The organism is Sorangium sp. So ce590, assembly GCF_051521365.1.
GTDB lineage: Bacteria > Myxococcota_A > Polyangia > Polyangiales > Polyangiaceae > Sorangium.
Window position 1 is genome coordinate 8,669,423 of record NZ_CP150346.1, and the last position, 18,869, is coordinate 8,688,291.

Sequence of the window (18,869 nt, forward strand, 5' to 3'; positions counted from 1 at the left end):
CGGGGCGCGAGAAGCTCGGCGCGCGCCGAGCCCCGGCGCGCCTCGAGGAATATTCGGGCGGCGCCGGTTGTCCTCGGGCGGCCGGGCTTGCTATGAGCTCCCACCCGTTATGCACGACGTACGCGCCCTGAACGAGCTGGTCGCCAAAGAGAGCGCCTTCATCGACACCCTGCTCAACGAGGTTGGCAAGGTCATCGTCGGCCAGACGTACATGATCGAGCGCATCCTCATCGGGCTGCTCACCGGAGGGCACGTGCTCCTCGAGGGCGTCCCGGGGCTCGCGAAGACGCTCACGGTGCGGACGCTCTGCGACGCCATCGAGGCGAAGTTCTCCCGGATCCAGTTCACGCCGGATCTCCTGCCCGCCGACCTCATCGGCACCGTCATCTACAACCACCAGAAGGGCGACTTCACCTCGAAGCTCGGCCCGATCTTCGCGAACCTGGTGCTCGCCGACGAGATCAACCGCGCGCCGGCGAAGGTGCAGAGCGCGCTCCTCGAGGCGATGCAGGAGCGGCAGGTCACCATCGGCGACACGACCTACCCGCTGCCGAGCCCGTTCGTGGTCATGGCGACCCAGAACCCGATCGAGCAGGAGGGGACCTACCGGCTCCCGGAGGCGCAGGTCGACCGGTTCATGCTCATGGTCAAGGTCGGGTACCCCGCGCGCGCCGAGGAGCGGCTGATCATCGACCGCACGACCGCGGTGATCGAGGGCAAGGCCGCGAAGGTGACGACGCCCGAAGACCTGGTCTCCGCGCGCAAGGTCGTGCGCGACGTGTACATGGACGATCGCGTGAAGGACTACATCGTCGACGTGGTCTTCGCGACCCGCGAGCCCGGGCAAAAGGGGATGCGGGAGCTGAGCAGCCTCATCGAGTACGGGGCGAGCCCGCGCGCCTCGATCGCGCTGGCGCTCGCGGCGCGCGCGCACGCCTTCCTGCGCCACCGGGGCTACGTGACGCCGGAGGACGTGAAGGCGATCGGCCCCGACGTGCTCCGGCACCGGGTCGTCCTGACCTACGAGGCGGAGGCCGAGGAGGTGACGTCCGAGCAGATCGTCCGGCGCGTGTTCGAGGTGGTCGAGGTGCCGTGATCAAGGCCTCCGGCTCGAAGAACCCGCTGCCGCCCGAGCTCCTGAAGCAGCTCCGGCGCATCGAGATCCGGACGCGACGGCTCGCCAACGAGCAGCTCTCCGGCACGTACTCGTCCGTCTTCAAGGGGCAGGGCCTCTCGTTCCGCGAGGTCCGCGCTTACATGCCCGGCGACGACGTGCGCTGGATCGACTGGAACGTCTCGGCCCGCATGAGCGAGCCGTTCGTGAAGGTGTTCGTCGAGGAGCGCGAGATGACCGTCATGCTGGTCGTCGACGCCTCGCAGAGCGAGCAGTTCGGCACGCGGCGCGCGTCGAAGGCGCGCATCGCCGCCGAGATCGCGGCGCTCTGCTCGTTCAGCGCCATCAAGAACAACGATCGCGTGGGCCTCGTGCTCGCGACCGAGGCCATCGAGAAGCTCGTGCCGCCGAAGAAGGGGGACAAGCACGTGATGCGCGTCATCCGGGAGATCCTCGGGCACGAGCCGAAGTACACGGGGACGAACCTGAAGCTCGCGCTCGAGACCCTGGTCAAGGTGGCGAAGCGGCGGAGCGTGGCGTTCGTGATCAGCGATTTCTTCGCCACCGGCTTCGAGCGCTCCCTCTCGCTCGCGAGCGCGAAGCACGACGTGATCCCGGTGATGCTCGTCGACCCGCGCGACGAGGAGCTGCCCGACGTGGGGCTCGCGACGTTCGAGGACCTGGAGACCGGCGAGGAGGTCGTGGTGGACACCGGCGACCGGGCGGTGCGCGACCACTACCGCACCGCCATGCGCAAGCTCCGGGGCGACCGGGACAAGCTCTTCAAGAAGCTCGCGCTCGACGCCGTGGTGGTGAAGACGGGGGAGAGCTTCGTGACGCCGCTGCGCGATCTGTTCGCCAAGCGGGCGCGGAGGCTCAGGCGATGAGGCCGCGCCGCTCCTGGGTCGACGGCTCGGGCGCCTCGCCCGCCGCGCGCCTGCCCGCGTGGGCCGCGCTCGCGGCGGCGCTCGCGTGCGCGGCGCCGGCGCTCGCGCAGCCGGACGCGGGCGGCGCCGGCGGGCCCGCCGCTCGGGACGACGACGCGCCGCCGCCGCCGCCGCCCGCGCCGCCGCCGGCGCCCGCCGCGACGGAGCGCGGCGGGAGCGTGTGGGCCTCGTGCGCGGAGCACGTGCCGCCGGGCGCGACGCGGCCCAAGATCCAGGAGACGTTCCCGAAGAACGGGTTCAGCGGGTACGCCGCGCCCCTCGAGATCACGGTCGCGCACGGCAAGGGCGAGACGGTGCTGCCGGAGGGGTTCAAGGTCCAGGGCGACAGCGACGCGGCGCGCGCGCTGGAGAAGGCGGGGTTCGTCCTGCCCGAGGCCGACGCGGGCGCCGGGCCGACCCGCACGACGACGGCGACCGATACCGGCGCGACGACCCGGCTGGTCATCCCGTTCGTCCCGCTCCCCAAGGAGCCGGGCAGGAGCGTGCTGCAGCTGCCGCCGGTGCCGATCGCCGTGTCCCGCGCGAGCGGGGAGCTCGTCACCGTCTGCACCCGGCCGCACGAGATCGTGGTCGAGGATCCGATCGCCAACGAGCGGGATCCCAAGGTCAGGCCGAACCCGCCGCCGCGGCCGCAGCGGGAGGAGTGGGTGCTCGCGAAGCAGCTCACGGCCGGCATCCTCATCGGCGCGGCGCTCGGGCTCATCGTGGCCTGGCTGGTCCGGCGCTGGATGCGCCGGCCCCGCGTGGTGACTGCCCCGCCGCCGAAGCTGCCGTGGGTCGCCGCGCTCGAGGAGCTCGAGGCGCTCCGGCGCTCGAGCCTGCTCAGCGAGGGGCGGACCGACGAGTACTTCGACCGCGTGAGCGACAGCGTGCGCAAATACCTCGGCGCGCGGTACGACTTCGACGGCCTGGAGACGACAAGCGACGAGATGCGCGCGCTGCTCGCGCGGGTGCGCCCGCCCGTGCCGGTGCTGCCGCAGATTACGCGGTTCCTCGCCGACTGCGACCTCGTGAAGTTCGCGCGCCTCCAGCCGAGCGAGGCCGACTGCCTCGAGGCGATCGAGCGCGGCGAGGTCATCGTGCACCGCACGACGCCGCCGGCGGCGCGGCCCGCCGAGGGCGCAGGGCCTGGAGGCCCGCCCGCCGCCAAGCAGCCGCCGCCCGCTCGCCCGTCCCGGGCGCCGGAGGAGGCGCCTTGAGCCGCGCGAGGCGCGCGGCGCTCGCGATCGGGGCGACGCTGGTCGTCGCCGCGATCGCCTGCGTTTACCCCTACATCGCCCGCCGCGACGCCTGGACGGGCGCGAGCTGGCAGACCCCGTGGTTCTTGCTCGCGCTCCTCGCGGTGCCGGTCGTCTGGTACTGGGGCATCTTCGCGGAGGACGCGCGCAAGCCGCGGCTCCGGCTCGGCACGGTCGCGCCGCTCGTGCGCGGCCCGCGCGGCCTGCGCAGCCACCTGCGCGACCTGCCGGGCGTGCTGCGCACCGTCGCGCTCGCGCTCCTCATCCTGGCGATGGGGCGGCCTGTCAGCGTGCTCCGCGAGCAGCGCACGGACGACAGGGGCATCGACATCGTCGTGGCGCTCGACCTGTCGGGCTCGATGCGCGCGATCCTCGACGCGCGGCCGAGCGACCTCCCCGGCCAGCCGAAGCTGCCGCGCAGCAAGCGGCTGACCCGGCTCGACACGGCCAAGCTCGTCCTCCAGGACTTCATCGGCCGCAGGAAGACCGATCGCCTCGGCGTCGTCGTCTTCGGCAAGGCCGCGTACGTGCTGTCGCCGCCGACGCTCGACTACCACCTGCTGACGCAGATGGTCTCGCAGATGACGCTCAACGTGATCGACGGCAGCGCGACGGCGATCGGCGACGCGCTGGGCACCGCGGTCGCCCGCCTGCGCAGGAGCGACGCGCAGTCGAAGGTCGTCATCCTCCTGACCGACGGCGACTCGAACGCGGGGGCGATCTCCCCCGAGTACGCGACCCACCTCGCGACCTCGCTCGGCGTGAAGGTCTACACGATCCAGATCGGCACCGACGACGAGGTCGAGGTCGAGGACGGCGTCGATCTCTTCGGGCAGCCGCGCTACGTGCGGCACCGCTTCCCGGTGAACCCCGCGCTGCTCCAGGAGATCGCGCAGAAGACCGGCGGGGAGTCGTACGTGGCGACCGACGCGAAGGCGCTCGCGGACAGCATGCACGACGTGCTCGACCGGCTGGAGACGACCCGCTTCGAGGCGTCGAGCGCCGCGTACGAGGATCTCTTCCCGTTCCTGCTCCTGCCCGGGGTGTTGCTGATCGGGCTCGACGCGCTCCTGCGCGCCTGGTTGCTCCGGAGGTTCCCTTGAACTTTGCGGCCTCGTGGTTCCTGCTCGGGACGGCGTTCGCCGCGCTGATCGGCCTCCTGCTCATCCTCGGCGGCTTCGGCGTGGCGCGCGCCATCAGGCGCTTCGGCGACGAGGATCGCGTGAAGGCGCTCACCACCGCCGACCCGGCGAAGCGCCGCGCGTGGAAGGGCGTGCTCCTCGTGCTCGCGACCGCGCTCGCGTTCGTGGCCGCGGCGCAGCCTCAGTACGGCAAGGGCACGCGGCTCGTGCCGGCGACCAACGTCGACGTGGTGGTCGTGCTCGACTACTCGAAGAGCATGTACGCGCGCGACGTCGAGCCTTCCCGCATCTTCCGGGCGAAGGTCGAGGTCGCCCGCCTGATCAAGGATCTCGAGGGCGCGCGCTTCGGCGCGGTCGCGTTCGCCGGCGAGCCGATGGGCTTCCCGCTCACCGCCGACGGCGCCGCGATCGCTCAATTTTTCCGCCAGCTCGACCCGAACGACATGCCGATCGGCGGCACCGCGATCGCGCGCGCGCTCGACCAGGCGAACGATCTCCTGAAGCGCGATCCGAAGTCCGCCGAGCACAAGCGGATCATCCTGCTCGTCACCGACGGCGAGGATCTCGAGGGCTACCCGCTGAGCGTCGCCCAGGCGATCGGCGCCCAGGGCACGACGGTCCACGTCGTGCAGATCGGCGGGCGCACGCCGGAGCCGATCCCGGAGATCGGCCCGGACGGCCGCATCGTCGGGTGGCGGACCGATCGCCAGGGCAAGCCGCTCACGACCGAGCTGTCGCTGTCGGGCGAGCAGCAGCTCGCGTCGATCGCGCAGGCGACGCCGGGAGGGCAGATCATCCGCGCGGAGAAGGGGACCACGGGCATCGAGACGATCGCGGCGGAGCTCAGGCGGCAGATGAAGAGCGAGTTCTCGGAGCGGGTCGAGACGGTCTATGCGGACGTCTACTTCTACCCGCTCGGCCTCGCGATCCTGCTCCTCATCGCCGAGGTGTTCCTGAAGGACGCTCCGCGCCGGCGGTTCGTGGCGACGAGCCCCAAGGCCGCGCCGAAGCGCGCCGCGCTGCTGAAGGGGCGCGCGGGCGGCGCAGGCCTCGCGGCGGAGGCGCGGCCGGCGGCGGAGGGCAACGCGGGAGGGCAGCATGCCGCGTCGTGATCGCAAGCGGGTAGGTCTCCCCGGGTTCTTCGAGCGCCACGGGCGCTGGCTCGCGATGGGGCTCGCCGCGGCGTGCCTCACCGGGGCCGCGTTCTCGGCGACGACGGGGTGCAGCGGGTGGGATCCGTCGTCCCCGTTCGAGCGGAACGCGCCGGCGGTCGATCAGGCGATCCGCGATCTCGACGCGGGCGACCTCGAGTCCGCCGAGCAGGCGCTCGAGAGCTACCTGGGGACGGGCGCGTGCAGCGACGCCGGCATCGGGCTGCCCGACTCCGTGCGCCAGAAGCCGAACGGCTCGTTCGATCTCGGGCTGACTTTGTTCCACCTGGCCGAGCGCTACGGCCACCGGTTCGGCGACGAGGGGCTCGCGGACGGCGGGCCGGCGCAGGAGCAGAACGACGCGCTGCGCGGGATCGAGATCGACTGCGCGCTGATCCTGGTGAAGGCGATCGGCGCCGATCCGAGCGTGCCGGCCGACCTGCGCGCGCGCGCCCGTTACCTCGCGGGCAACCTCGAGTTCTTGCGACGCAAGTACGAGGACGCCGTGACGTATTACGACAAGGCGCTGGCCATCATCCCCGGCATCTTCGAGGAGGCGGGCGGCGACGGCATCGGCCGGGACGCGGCCTGGAACCGGGCCATCGCGCTGCGGCGCATCGAGGAGCAGAAGGACGCCGCGCCGCCGGACGCCGAACCCGATGCTCCTCCGGACGCCGAGCCGGACGCCGGCGACGACGGCGGCGATCAGGACGCCGGCGACGACGGCGGCGATCAGGACGCCGGCGACGACGGCGGCGAGCCGGACGCCGGCGACGACGGCGGCGACCAGGACGCCGGCGACCAGGACCAGAGCCCTGACGCCGGCCCGCAGGATCAGCCGCCTGACGCCGGCCCGCCCGAGCAGCCCGAACCGCCGCCCGAGCAGCCCCAGGAGCAGCCGCCGACCGGGCGGCAGGACGATCGCATCCTCGACCAGCTCGAGGAGGCGCCGACGTACCAGGAGCAGGAAGCGAAGAGCAAAGCCGGCATGCGCCGCGGCCGCGCGATGGAGGACAAGTGATGCGCTCGCCGCGCACCCCCGCCCCGCTCGCGTCTGCCGCGCGCTCCCCCGCCCCGCTCGCGCTCGCCGCGCTCGCCACCCCGCGCCTTGCGCCGCTCGCGACGGCGCTGCTCTTCGCGCTGCTCGCGCTGCTCGCCCCCCTCCGCGCGCGCGCCCAGCAGCCGGCGCTCTCGTCGCGCGCGAGCTCCACCGAGGTCGAGGTCGGCGAGCCGTTCACGGTCGAGGTCAAGGCGCTCGTGGAGCGCGGCGCCGGCATGCCGTCCGATCCGGAGCTGCGCGTCCCGCCCGACCTCTCCATCGCCTCGGGCCCGAGCATCGGGACGCAGATGAAGACCCAGCTCAGCGGCGGCGTGATGACCACGCAGCTGGGCATCAGCGCGACGTGGCAGATCGTCGCGAACAAGCCCGGCCGCTACACGATCCCGGGGCCCACGATCGTGTGGAACGGCAGGCGCCTGCCGGCGGATCCGATCCTGATCAAGGTCGTGCCCGCGAGCGGGCGGCCGCGCCGGCCGAGCAACCCGTTCCTGCTGCCCGGCGGCCCGCTGCACGGCCTCCCGTGGCCGTTCAGCGGCCCGGGCGGCCTCCTGGACGACGAGGTGGTCGAGGACGAGCCCGAGGACCAGGCGCCGGAGCTCGCGATGCCGAGCGAGCCCGCCCCGGTGGTGTTCCTGCGCGCCATCCCCGACAAGACGACCGCGGTGGTCGGCGAGCAGGTCACCGTCTCGTTCTACCTGTACTTCCGCGAGAACGCGGAGATGAGCGAGCCCCGCGCCGCGCCCACCGCGGACTTCCTCCGCCACCCCCTGCTCGAGGACCCGCGCCACGAGCGGCCCGTGTACACGCGGGTCGGGGGGCACCGCTACGCGGCCCGCCTCGTCGACAAGCTCGCGCTGTTCCCGCTGAAGGCGGGCGAGCTGCACACGGGCAGCATGCAGGCGCGCATCACGGGGCGGCGGATCGGCGCGCGCGTGCTGCGCGAGTCGAACGACGTGGTCGTCCGGGTCACCGAGCCGCCGCTCGCCGGCCGCCCCTCCGGCTACGTCCTCGGCGACGTCGGTCAGTTCACCCTGAAGGCGACGGTGCAGCCGCGCCAGATCGAGCAGGGCGGCTCGGTGGCCGTGACCGTGCAGGTCACGGGCACCGGCAACTTCCCGCAATCGCTCCGGGTGCCGGAGCGGACCGGCCTCGAGTGGCTCGACCCCGAGAAGCGCGAGTCGCTCGAGCCGCGCGGCGGCGTGATCGGCGGCTTCCGTTCGTTCGGCTACGTCGTCCGCATCCAGGGGAGCGGCGCGGTGGATCTCGGGAAGATCGAGCTCCCCTACTGGGATCCGGCGCAGAAGCGCTACGTCGTCGAGAGCGCCGATCTCGGCGTCGTCCAGGTGACCCCGGTCGCGCCGCCGGCGCCGTCCGGCCCGCCGTCCGGGGCGCCTGGCGCCGGCGACGGCGTCGCTGGCAGCGCCGGGCCGTTCGCCGGGATGCCGGGGCTCCGCACGTCGCTCGGCCCGTACTCCCCGCCCGCGACGCTGCCCCTCGACGGGGCGCCGTTCTGGCTGCTCCTGGCCGCGCCGCCGCTCGTCGTCACGCTGTTCGGCGCGGGCGATCGGCTCGTGCGCCGGGCGCGCGAGCGCCGCGCGGCGGGCGCAAGCTCGCCCGCCCGGCTCGCGGCGGTCGCGCAACGCGAGGCGGAAGAGGCCGCCGCGCAGGGGGATCTCGGGGTGACGGCCGCGGCGATCGAGCGCGCCGTGCACCGGGCGATCGAGTCCGCGACGGGCCTCCGCTCCCGCGGCGTCCTGCTGGCGGCGCTCCCGGACGAGCTCGGCCAGCGTGGCGTCCCCGAACCGCTGTCGGCGCGCGCCTGCGAGGCGCTGGCCGCGTGCGAGGCGATCCGGTTCGAGCCGACCGCGCAGGAGGGCGGCGCGGCCGCCGCCGCGGCGCTCCTCGAGAAGAGCCGCGCCGTCATCACCGAGCTCACCCGATGGAAGCCGGCATGAACGGCCGCCGCTGCAGGCGCCGTCTCGCCGCCGCGCTCCTCCTCGCCGCGTGTCTCGCGCCGGCGTTGCCCCCCGCGGCGCGCGCGCAGCCGGCGGAGCCGCCGGAGGCGCTGTTCCAGCAGGGCACGGCGGCGCTCGGCCGCGGCGAGTACGGCGCGGCGGTCGACACGTTCGAGCTGCTCGCCGACCGCGGCTTCGTGCATCCGGACGCGAGCTACAACCGCGGCCTCGCCTACGTCACGCGCGTCCGCGAGGGCGCGGATCGCCCCGGCGACCTCGGCCGGGCGGCGGCCGCCTTCGAGGAGGCGCTGCGCCTCCGCCCGGGCGACGCGGACGCGGATCGCGCGCTCGACCTCGTGCGCGCCGAGATCACCCGCCGGCGCTCGCGCCGCGCCGCGGATGCGGTCGACGCGCGCCCCACGCTCGATCGCGTCATCGTCGGCCTCGCCTCGGAGCGCACCTGGGCGGCGGCCGCGCTCCTCGCGTCGCTGCTGCTCTCGCTGGGCGTGGTCCTGCGGCGCCGCCCGGCCGGCCCCGCGCACGTCGCGGGCAGCGTCCTCGCGCCGACGGCGCTCGTCGCGCTGCTCGCGCTGGTGCCGCTCACCTATGCGGCGCGGCACCTCCGCCTCACGACCCGGGCAGGCGTCGTGGTCGTCCCCGAGGTCCGCCTCCTCGACGAGGGTGGGCGCGCGCTGCCCGCCGCGGCGCAGAGCCCGATCCCGGAGGGCGCGTCGGTCGAGGTCGCCAGGAGATCGGGCGGGCTGGCGGAGGTCCGCTGGGGAGCGACGGAGGGGTGGGTTCCGGCGTCGAGCATTCGGTTGCTCGCTCCATGAGCCGCGCCATCGTGTGCTAGGTTGTCCGCGTGTGGGTACGCCGCGCAGCCATTCGCCCCGTCCCCTCGTACGCTCAGGTGCCTGCGCGCGTCCTGTCCGAGATCGAGGATCAGCTCGCCGAGGATGACGACGACTCGCGCAAGCAGCTCGACGACGCGTTCACGCGCTTCGAGCAAACGCAGCCTGCGCTGGCGGACCGGATCTCCTCGGTGCTCTCCGGCCCGCTCGACGAGACGGCGCTCGCCCTCGGCTATTTCCTGACGCTGGCCATCTGGCTCGCCTTCGACGAGCTGTTCGGCCAGGACCTCGACGAGGTCACCGAGACGGCGCTCACGGGCGTCGAGGAGTCGCTGAACCTGGACGAGCAGATCCGCCTCCACGACCCTGCCGAGGCGGTCGACTCGGACGACGTCATCGCGATGGAGCAGCCCGACGTCCTCGCGTTCGTGCAGGAGCACCTCGACGCCGCCCTCGAGGCGAACGCGCACGAGGTCGACGTCGACGACGTCCACGCGATCTACCGGGTGGTGCTGATCGAGGTGCTGGCGCTGAGCTACGCCGTCCGCCCGCCCTCGAACTGGGTAGCCCTGACGACCGAGTTCACGGCCTAGCGGCGTCGCAGTTCCCCATCCCCCTCAAATATTCGCGCTCCGAGCGGCGTTCACCCGCACAGGAGAGCGCCGCTCTTATCGCGCTGAGAAGGTGGCGAGGAACGCGGGCATCTCGACGCTGCGTCCGTCCTCGAGCAGGACGGTCCGGCGCGGGACGTTGATGGCGTCGAGCACGGCGACGAGCTCGCGGAACGGGGTCCTGTCGTCGCTGTGGAGCACGGCCTGGTCGGCGCGGCGGTCGCTCGGGGCGCGGTGCTCGCCGCCCCGCTCCCACTCGCGCAGGATGGCCTCGCTGAGCTCTCTGTAGCGAATCGCGGTGGCCCCCGCCGCGCCGATCTCGACAGGATGCTTTGGTATGCTCACCTCGCTCAGCACGGTCGCGCCCTGCTTCCACACCAGGTTGAAGCTGTCCTCGCCGACGTGGACGTGCATCGTCTTGAGAGGCTCCTTCTGACACTCCTCTCCGCACCCGGCGGCGGCCGGCGCCTCTGCGCTGGTCCTGAGGCGCGAGCTCGTGACCCACACCGCGGTGATCAGGAGAAAGGCGATCATCACCATCAACAGATCGATGAACGGGATCATGTTGATCTCGCCGTTCCGTGCCCGCCTCTCGCCACCCCCCACGTCGACGCCCGCCATGGCTGCCTCCTTGTGTGTTGGTGATGTCGCGATGTGCGCTCATGACGCCGCGAAGCGCCGCGGCTCCACAACCACGCTGCGACGGAGGGACAGAGGACGGCGCGCGCAGAATGTTCCTGGAAGGCACCGGATCGAGCGGCGTATCCGTGCGGCGTACGACGATGGGCAACCGCGGAGAGGCACGGACACGCCAGCCCCTCTCACCCCTGCGCGCATACAGACGACGCCCCCTGGAGGGACGGACGATCACGGGCGAGCGCGCGCGGTCCGAGCGCTCCGCCTCGTCCACTATCTCGGCGGTGCTCCGCTTTGCTCTTTCCAAGAACAACGCAAAGCGCAAATCACCAGAGCTTCACCGAAATACTCCTACAGGGAAATTTTCCAATCATAACGAAAACTCTCTCGATTTCAGGCGCAAATTACGACACGTTGCGCAACGAATGAGATCGTTCTGCGATGGCACAATGACGCGACGCGCTTCGAACGATGCGTCATGGTCGAGCTATCCCTTGACATACAATCCGTTATAGCGGATGATAGGTCTACGGGTTGGAGGTAAATCGGATGCGCGCCCAGAGTGCTCAAGTGATCGATCTGGAGGAGTACCGGCAGCAGCGGCGGGTGGCTCGGAACGAGCGTGCCCTCGAGAACGGCAGGGAGATGGAGATGTCGTCGGGCAGCTCGTTGACCATGCAGGCCGCGCTCTGGTGGTTCCCCGTGTGGACGTGGATGCCAGTCTGGCAGCTGCGATGAAATCGGTCCGCCAGAACACGCCGCGCGCCTCTTCCGGGTTGGTTTCCGGCGAGCCGTTCGATTCCTCGTTGCCCGTGCCGGGCTACACGAACGGCGTGGATGCGTCCACTCGGGCGACGGGGAACTCCTCACCGCTCGCCGGACCCCGTTCGCACCGCGGGCCAGAGGGCTCTGCTGGCCTTGCGGGCTCGTACGCCGTCCGAGCGACGGGGGACGGGCCGCAGAAGGAGCCGTCGCAGCGGGACGCGGACGAGACGTCCGACGGGGCCTGGACCTACGAGATGGCCCCGCACGATGCCTCCTCGGCGCTCACCGGCATCGTCGGTGCCAACCTGCGCCGCCTCCGGACCAAGCGCGGGCTCTCCCTCGAGCGGCTGGCGAAGGCGTCGAGCGTGAGCCGGGCGATGCTCAGCCAGATCGAGCTCGGCCAGAGCACGCCGACGATCAACGTGCTCTGGAAGATCTCCCGGGCGCTGGGCGTGCCCTTCTCGACGCTGATCAGCGATCAGTCGATCGGCGGCACAGCGCTCATCCCGGCCGCGCGCGCCAAGGTGTTGACGTCGCACGACGGCTCGTTCTCCTCGCGCGCCCTGTTCCCGTTCGATGTGCCGAGGACCGTCGAGTTCTACGAGCTCAGGCTCGCTCCCCTCGCCACGGAGCACGCGGATCCGCACCCGCCGGGTACGATAGAGAATCTGGTGGTGACGTCAGGGACGCTTGAGATGATCGTCGGCGCCGAGCGCCACCTGCTCGCGACGGGCGACGCGATCCTGTTCGAGGCCGACGTGCCCCACCAGTACAGGAACCCCACCAAGCTGACCGTCATCATGTACCTGGTGATGACGTACGTCGAGAAGACGGGCTGACCGGAGCGATCGGCGGTTCGAGCCGCCGCGACGCTGGGAACGCCAGGAGAAGAAGCGAGCCGCCTGCCCTGCGCCGGGAGGGGATCAGGCGCTGCGACAGGAGCGCGCGTTCACTTGCTCATGCTGGCGACGTTCGAACCGCCGCCCATGTTGCTCATCCCGCTCGTGCCGCTGCTCATGCCCATGCCGGTGCTCATGCCCATGCCGGTGCTCATGCCCATCATCATCGGCGTGCTGCCGCACATCAGCATCATCGGCATGCCCATGCCCATCATCTTCATCATGGCGTCGCAGCGCTGGCGCAGCATATCCATGCTCGCGCCATCCATGGGCATCATCTTGCAGACCATCCCCTCCTTGTCCATCTCACAGGTCATCCGTGCCATCATCGGCATCTGACCCATCATCTGGGGCATCATCCCCATCATCTGAGGCATCATCCCCATCATCTGGGGCATCATCCCCATCATCTGGGGCATCATCCCCATCATCTGGGGCATCATCCCCATCATCTGGGGCATCATCGGCATCTGACCCATCATCTGGGGCATCATCCCGATCGAGCCCATCATCGGCATGCTCATCATCGGCATCATGACGTTTCTCTCCGCGATTTCGTGGTTACGTCTGCGGCCCAGGGTAGGCGCTCACGCAGGTAGGAGCAAGCAGCGCCACCGAGTCGCGCAACTTTTCCTCCGGTGAAGCAGACGTGTCGCCGCCCTCGACGGATGATGCGCCAATGAAGCAGAGAGTCATCCGTCATCACGAGGCGACGCACTCTCCTGGGGGTCAACAGGGATGTCCGTCACCGGCGGAGAGGCCCTGGTCGTTCGTCCCGGCTCAAGCGGCCTCACGGGCGAGCTGGGCCGCCACCGCGGTGGAGAAATAGCGCGCGAGCGCATCGTCGAGCGCGGAGAGAAGGAGCCCTCGCTGGCTGCCGAGCGCGCTGTACCGGGGGCGCGGCGCGACGAAGCCGAGCGCGCTGCCAGGGCAACGGACGACGAGCGCCGTGTCCAGGCGCGCAAGCGCGGCGCTCCGCGCAGCGAGCTCAGCCCAGGTCACCGCGTCGCGGTTCGCCAGATGCCAGAGGCCGCCCTCGCCGTCGATCAGGAGATCGAGGGTCGCGTCGACGAGATCGGGTGTGTAGGTCGGCGTCACGATCAGATCCTCGGCCGCGCTGAAGGGGCGGCCGTCACGGAGCGCGCGCAGGGCGGCGGCGACGAAGCCGGCCTCGTCCCAGGGGTCGATGAGCGCCGCCGTGCGCACCACCAGCGCCGCCGGAAGGGTCGAGAGCACCTGTTGCTCGGCAGCCGCCTTGCTCCGCCCGTACGCGCTGAGCGGCCTCGCCGGGTCGGTCTCGACATATGGTGTCGTGCCGGTGCCGTCGAAGACCTGATCCGAGGAGAACGTGACGAGCCGGACGCCGCGCTCACGGCACGCCGCCGCGAGCACCGCGGGCCCGGAGGCGTTCTCGCGCGCGCAGCGGTGAGGCTCGAGCTCCGCGTCGTCGACGCGCGCATGGCCCGCGGTATTGATGACCGCCCACGGCGCGTGACGCTCGAGGGCGCGCTCGACCGAAGCGGGATCGGCGATGTCCATCTCGAGGCGGCTCAGCAGGCGGTGCGGCAGCCCGCGGTGGGCGCACAGCCGCGCAAAGGCCTTGCCGAGCGTGCCCGTGGCGCCGGCGATCACGATCGGCGGCCCTTCGGTCCGCCCGGTCAGGCCGCCGGACGGCTCGACGCACGCCGCGCCGTCGCGCTCTTCGACGCTGACCGCCGGATAAAGCAGCCGCTCCGGGCGGCGCCACCACCCCGGAAACGAGAGCACCGGGTGGTCGAAGGGCTCCCCGCGCGCAAGCGCACGGACGAGCCGGGCCAGCGCGGTCGGTCGCGGCGCCTCGCCGCGGACGTCGAAGACGCCCGGCTCGTAGCGCCCGCGCTCGCGCACGACGAGGCTGTCCCAGTCGAATGAGCCGAGCAGCGCCCACACGGTCATCGCCCGCACGTCCGCGCCCGCCGCGCGCGCGTCCACCGCCGCGCGGTACGCCTCGGCCAGCCAGCGGAGCTGCTCCTCGCGGGAGCCGCCCATGTGGGCCTCGGTGATCGCGACCGGCCGCCGGTAACGCTCCCAGACCTCGACGAGGCGCTGGAGATGCCCGCCCACGCCTTCGGCGACCACGCGCACGGCCTCGAGATCGGCGTAGGCGTGCCTGTCATTGCCGCCGTGCATCCCCGGCGGATAGCGTTCGAGGCGCTCGTCGATGAACCGCTCGCTCGTGATGTAGTAATTGACGCCGAGGATGTCCGGCGGGCAGGGCGACGCGACGAACGCCTCGAGCTCGCCGGGAAACGCGCCCCACTCGAGGAGCTGCGGATAGAACGGGTGATCCCGGTCCACTCGACCCATGAGCAGGTCGAGGCTCAACCACCTGCGGTGATTCTCGTGCTGCGCCTGGTACGCGAGCAGCGGCGTGCTGAACGTCCTCCCGAGATCCTCTGTCTGCACCAGGCGCGCGCGGGGGTTGATCTCGCGGACGGCGCGCATCCCCGCCGCGATCGCGCGGCACTGCGTGAGGAGCGCGCGGACGAAGGCGCGGCCATCCTGCCCGTGCGGGTACCAGTGGCCATAGAGGCCGGAGAAGCGCGCCGTGGTGAGCGGCTCGTTCACCGGCGTGTAGTCCTCGACCCACGGGTAGCGCTCGGCCACCGCGCGGGCGAAGCGCGCGAGCCCCTCGACGAAGCTCGGATCGAGGAGGCTCGTCCGGGGCGGCCCGCTGCCGTGGTGGACGAGCCCCACGATCGGCCGTATGCCGAGGTCGCGCAGCCTCCCGAGGCGCGCGTCGGCCCACGCGAAGCGCGCGCAGCCGTCGGGCGCCGTGCGCTCCCAGAGCACGGGGTACCGCAGCGCCCGGATCCCGAGCTCGGCGAAGCGGTCGAGGTCGTCGAGCCGGCGCGCGTGGCCGTTCCAATCGAGCTGATCGTGGTACACGTCGCGGACGCGGTTCACCGTGCACTCGACGCCGCCCCAGAGCTCGATCGCCGGCTCGCCGCCCTCCCCGGCCGCCCTGCTCACGCCGCCTCCGCGCGGGCCCGCCAACCCGGGGCGCCCGTCAGCTTCGTGTAGAGGGTGAGGGCCTGGGCGACGACCTGGTCCATGTTGTAGTAACGGTACGTGCCGAGCCGGCCGGCGAAGTGGACGCCGGCGGTCGACCGGGCGAGCTCCTCGTACTTGCGATAGAGCGCCGCATTCTCCGGCCGCGGCACGGGGTAGTACGGGTCGCCGTCGCCCTTCGGGAACTCGTAGACGATCGTCGTCCTCGGGTGCGCCTGGCCGGTGAGGTGCTTGAACTCGGTGACCCGGGTGTAGCTGTACTCGTTCGGATAGTTGATGACAGGCGCCGCCTGGTACACCTCCTGGTCCTTCGTCTCGAACTTGAACTCGAGCGAGCGATAGGGCAGCTTCCCGAACCGGTGATCGAAATAGGCGTCGACCGGGCCTGTGTAGATCACCTCGCGGTGCGGGACGGCATGGCAGATCTCGCGGTAGTCCGCGTTGAGCAGGATCTTGATGCCCGGGTGGTCGACCATCCGCTCGAACATCCGCGTGAACCCGTGGAGCGGCATCGCCTGGTAGGTGTCGGCGAAGTAGCGGTCGTCCCGGTTCGTGCGGACCGGGACGCGCGCCGTCACCGAGGCGTCGAGCTCCGACGGGTCGAGGCCCCACTGCTTGCGCGTGTAGCTGCGGAAGAATTTCTCGTAGAGCTCGCGCCCCACCTTGCTGACGATCACGTCCTCCGACGTGCGGATGCTCTCGCGCCGCTCGGCCCTCGAGGCGAGGAAGCCCTCGACCTCCAGCGCGTTGAGGCTCAGGCCGTAGAGGCCGTTGATCGTGTCGAGGTTGATCGGGATGGGCAGGAGCTGCCCGTCGACCCAGGCGCGCACGCGGTGCTGGTAGGGGCGCCACTCGGTGAACTGAGACAGGTAATCGAAGACCTCCCGAGAGTTCGTGTGGAAGATGTGCGGTCCGTACCTGTGCACGAGGATGCCAGCGGCGTCGTGATGGTCGTACGCATTCCCGCCGATGTGCATGCGCACGTCGCAGAGCAGGACCTTCTTGCCGGCGCCCCGGGCGAGCCGCTCGGCGAGGACGCACCCGGCGAAGCCTGCGCCGACGATGAGGTAATCGAACATGGCTCACCTCGTCGCCGCGGCCCGGCCGCGAGCCTCCAGCGTGCCCTCGAGGAGCCGATCCATCCTGGCCCAGGTGGCGTCCCACGAGCCCTGCCCGAGGAAGTCGTCCGCGCGCGCGAGCAGCGCGCCGCGCTCCTCGGCGAGGGCCGCCTCCACGGCGGCCACGAAGTCGCCGGGCGCGTCCGCGATGCGCACGAGCCCGAGCTCGCCGTAGGGCCGCACCACGTCGCGGATCGACGTCGAGACGACGGGCCTGCCGCCGGCCAGGTACTCCGGCGTCTTCGTGGGGCTGATGAACCGCGTGGCCTCGTTCCGGGCAAAGGGCAGGAGCGCCACGTCCCAGCCCCCGAGATACGCGGGCAGCTCTTCATACGGCCTCTGCCCCAGGACATGGATGTTCGGCGCGCGGGGCAGCGTCGCCCGGTCGATCTTGACCACGGGCCCCACGAGCACGATCTGCCAGGCCGGCCGCAGCGCGGCCACGGCGGCGAGGAGATCGAGATCCATACGCTCGTCGAGGACCCCGAAGAAGCCGAGGCGCGGCCGCGGGATCTCCGCCTGGTCGGCGGGCTCGGCGCGGGAGGCGGCGCGCGCGCGGGCGAAGTGCGCGACGTCGACGCTGCTCGGGAACGCGTGCACGCTCCGGTGCAGCGCGCGCTTCGCCTCGTAGAGGCTCGCGCCGCCGGCGAAGACCAGGTCGGCGCGGCGCAGGAGCTCGGCCTCGCGCACCTTGAGCGCCGGGGGCGCCCCGGAGAAGGCCGAGAGCTCGTCCATGCAATCGTACACCGTCGCCGCGGGCACGAGGTGCCGAGAGAACGAGAGCGCCATTGGCGTGTAATACCAGAGCACGCAGTCGCTCATCGCGTGGCGCTTCATCATGCCGTCGAGGAGCTCGCGTTGCATGGCGGAGGCCCGCGACGGCTCGGTGCCGGAAGGCAGATGTGGAGTCGCGACGCAGAGGCCTCCGTGCTGGGTCGCGGTCTCCTCGAGGCGCGGGGGCCCGCCGTCGAACACCGGCTCTTCGAAGAAGAGGACACGGCGCCGCCGCGCGCAGCGCGTGAGCAGTTGCTGTGGCCGCTGAAACACGAAGCTGAAACGCAGGTGCGAAAAGCAGATCACGTCTGGCTGCGATCTCGCGCTCATCGATCCCCCTCCCGCTCGAGTCTCGGTGTGCACCTGGGTCCCGGCCCGGGCTCCGGAGAAGCGCTATTCAAGGAGCATGCCCAGCAGCGCGCGCCGCGACGCGGCGTCAGCGCTCCTCTCGCGGATTCACCGCGCGATTGCGGGGCAAAGGCGTGTACTTGGAGGGGAACAGGCCCTCCTCCCGCCCTCTCTCGCGCTGGGCTCCCCCGGCCGCGCTATCATCGCGCCGCCTCCTACCGAGGAGCCCGGGCCCTCGCTGCATGTCCCAGCCCTTTCCCGCGTCCATCGCGCGCGCCTCGCCGAGATCACCGCCGGCGCCCACCGCGCGCGACTGGCTCTGACCCCGGCGCGCGCCGCCGCGCTCGCCGGGGGTGCTACCGTTCGGCATGTCCGATTTCCGCCGCTTCCGAGGCACCGAACGCTACCTCACAAGCGAAGCGCTCGAGGCCGCCGTCAACTGCGCGCTGGTCCTGGAGCGGCCGCTCCTCGTCAAGGGAGAGCCCGGCACCGGCAAGACGCTGCTCGCCGAGGCCGTCGCGCAGGGCCTGTCCGCCGAGCTCATCCCCTGGCACGTCAAGAGCACCACGCGGGCCCAGGACGGGCTCTACGTGTACGACACCGTGCAACGGCTCTACGACGCGCGCTTCGGCGACGGCGATGTGCGCGACATCCGGCGGTACATCAAGCTCGGCCCCCTCGGGAGGGCGTTCAGCGCTTCCATGCGGGTCGTGCTCCTCATCGACGAGGTCGACAAGGCGGACCTCGAGTTCCCGAATGACCTCCTCCACGAGCTCGATCGGATGCGCTTCCGCATCACCGAGACGGGCGACGAGATCGCCGCCCGGGAGCGGCCGGTCGTGATCATCACCAGCAACAACGAGAAGGAGCTGCCGGACGCCTTCCTGCGGCGCTGCGTCTTCCACTTCATCGATTTCCCGGACGCAGAGCTCATGCGGGAGATCGTCCGCGTCCACCACCCCGAGCTCGATCGGTCGCTGGCCGATCAGGCGATGCAGGTCTTCTACGAGATCCGGAAGAACTCCCGGATCCGGAAGCGGCCCTCGACGAGCGAGCTCATCGACTGGATCGCCGTGCTGCGCGGGGCGGGCGTGAGCGAGGTGAAGCTCGACAAGACGCTGCCGTTCCTCGGCGCGCTGCTCAAGAAGGAGCAGGACCTGACGGCCCTGGCCGACCAGCTGGCCGGCGGCAGGCGGTACCGGTCGTAGC

17 protein-coding genes are annotated in these 18,869 nt (G+C 71.4%); 12 read left to right on the plus strand and 5 right to left on the minus strand.

The window, feature by feature from the left end; genetic code table 11:
- Window positions 1–109 precede the first annotated feature (109 nt).
- The 9 genes from WMF28_RS32725 to WMF28_RS32765 are packed head-to-tail and all read left to right on the plus strand — an operon-like array spanning window position 110 to window position 10,051.
- Window positions 110–1,096, plus strand: a complete 987-nt coding sequence (locus WMF28_RS32725; protein WP_437597360.1) for an AAA family ATPase — start codon at window positions 110–112, stop codon at window positions 1,094–1,096.
- On the plus strand, window positions 1,093–2,001 hold the full coding sequence (locus tag WMF28_RS32730; protein WP_437479665.1) for a DUF58 domain-containing protein: 909 nt from the start codon (window positions 1,093–1,095) through the stop codon (window positions 1,999–2,001). Before WMF28_RS32725 ends, WMF28_RS32730 begins: the two co-directional genes overlap by 4 nt.
- A complete protein-coding gene (locus WMF28_RS32735; RefSeq protein WP_437597361.1) occupies window positions 1,998–3,260 on the plus strand; it encodes a hypothetical protein in 1,263 nt (420 codons plus the stop codon). Before WMF28_RS32730 ends, WMF28_RS32735 begins: the two co-directional genes overlap by 4 nt.
- Complete coding sequence (locus WMF28_RS32740) at window positions 3,257–4,402, plus strand: vWA domain-containing protein (RefSeq protein WP_437597362.1); 1,146 nt, start codon at window positions 3,257–3,259, stop codon at window positions 4,400–4,402. Before WMF28_RS32735 ends, WMF28_RS32740 begins: the two co-directional genes overlap by 4 nt.
- Window positions 4,399–5,553 (plus strand): vWA domain-containing protein, encoded by a 1,155-nt coding sequence (locus WMF28_RS32745; protein WP_437597363.1) that lies wholly within the window; start codon window positions 4,399–4,401, stop codon window positions 5,551–5,553. The genes WMF28_RS32740 and WMF28_RS32745 overlap by 4 nt, the downstream gene beginning before the upstream one ends.
- Window positions 5,540–6,613: a tetratricopeptide repeat protein gene (locus WMF28_RS32750; protein WP_437597364.1), complete on the plus strand. Its 1,074-nt coding sequence runs from the start codon at window positions 5,540–5,542 to the stop codon at window positions 6,611–6,613. Before WMF28_RS32745 ends, WMF28_RS32750 begins: the two co-directional genes overlap by 14 nt.
- Window positions 6,613–8,607, plus strand: a complete 1,995-nt coding sequence (locus tag WMF28_RS32755; RefSeq protein ID WP_437597365.1) for a BatD family protein — start codon at window positions 6,613–6,615, stop codon at window positions 8,605–8,607. Before WMF28_RS32750 ends, WMF28_RS32755 begins: the two co-directional genes overlap by 1 nt.
- Complete coding sequence (locus WMF28_RS32760) at window positions 8,604–9,440, plus strand: tetratricopeptide repeat protein (protein ID WP_437597366.1); 837 nt, start codon at window positions 8,604–8,606, stop codon at window positions 9,438–9,440. The genes WMF28_RS32755 and WMF28_RS32760 overlap by 4 nt, the downstream gene beginning before the upstream one ends.
- Window positions 9,441–9,469: 29 nt before the next feature.
- A complete protein-coding gene (locus WMF28_RS32765; protein WP_012239127.1) occupies window positions 9,470–10,051 on the plus strand; it encodes a hypothetical protein in 582 nt (193 codons plus the stop codon).
- 75 nt (window positions 10,052–10,126) lie between these two features.
- On the opposite strand, the gene WMF28_RS32770 is transcribed toward WMF28_RS32765, so the two are convergent.
- A complete protein-coding gene (locus WMF28_RS32770; protein WP_437597368.1) occupies window positions 10,127–10,690 on the minus strand; it encodes a biopolymer transporter ExbD in 564 nt (187 codons plus the stop codon).
- A gap of 564 nt (window positions 10,691–11,254) precedes the next feature.
- Here WMF28_RS32770 and WMF28_RS32775 point away from each other — a divergent pair.
- Both WMF28_RS32775 and WMF28_RS32780 read left to right on the plus strand, forming a co-directional pair.
- On the plus strand, window positions 11,255–11,443 hold the full coding sequence (locus tag WMF28_RS32775; protein ID WP_437479686.1) for a hypothetical protein: 189 nt from the start codon (window positions 11,255–11,257) through the stop codon (window positions 11,441–11,443).
- Entirely contained in the window at window positions 11,440–12,309 is an 870-nt protein-coding gene (locus WMF28_RS32780; RefSeq protein ID WP_437597369.1) for a helix-turn-helix domain-containing protein, read from the plus strand. The genes WMF28_RS32775 and WMF28_RS32780 overlap by 4 nt, the downstream gene beginning before the upstream one ends.
- A 110-nt stretch (window positions 12,310–12,419) precedes the next feature.
- Here the strand turns inward: WMF28_RS32780 and WMF28_RS32785 are convergent, their stop codons facing one another.
- The 4 genes from WMF28_RS32785 to WMF28_RS32800 all read right to left on the minus strand — a co-directional run bounded on the left by WMF28_RS32785 (window position 12,420) and on the right by WMF28_RS32800 (window position 17,642).
- On the minus strand, window positions 12,420–12,905 hold the full coding sequence (locus tag WMF28_RS32785; RefSeq protein WP_437597370.1) for a hypothetical protein: 486 nt from the start codon (window positions 12,903–12,905) through the stop codon (window positions 12,420–12,422).
- Window positions 12,906–13,149: 244 nt separating this feature from the next.
- Entirely contained in the window at window positions 13,150–15,381 is a 2,232-nt protein-coding gene (locus WMF28_RS32790) for a family 1 glycosylhydrolase (protein WP_437597371.1), read from the minus strand.
- A complete protein-coding gene (gene glf / locus WMF28_RS32795) occupies window positions 15,378–16,499 on the minus strand; it encodes a UDP-galactopyranose mutase (protein ID WP_437597372.1) in 1,122 nt (373 codons plus the stop codon). The genes WMF28_RS32790 and glf overlap by 4 nt, the downstream gene beginning before the upstream one ends.
- Window positions 16,500–16,502: 3 nt before the next feature.
- Window positions 16,503–17,642 carry a glycosyltransferase gene (locus WMF28_RS32800; protein ID WP_437597373.1) on the minus strand — a complete coding sequence of 380 codons (1,140 nt, stop codon included), beginning with the start codon at window positions 17,640–17,642 and terminating at the stop codon, window positions 16,503–16,505.
- A gap of 386 nt (window positions 17,643–18,028) precedes the next feature.
- On the opposite strand from WMF28_RS32800, the gene WMF28_RS32805 reads away from it, so the two are divergent.
- Entirely contained in the window at window positions 18,029–18,868 is an 840-nt protein-coding gene (locus tag WMF28_RS32805) for an AAA family ATPase (protein ID WP_437597374.1), read from the plus strand.
- Window position 18,869 lies beyond the last annotated feature (1 nt).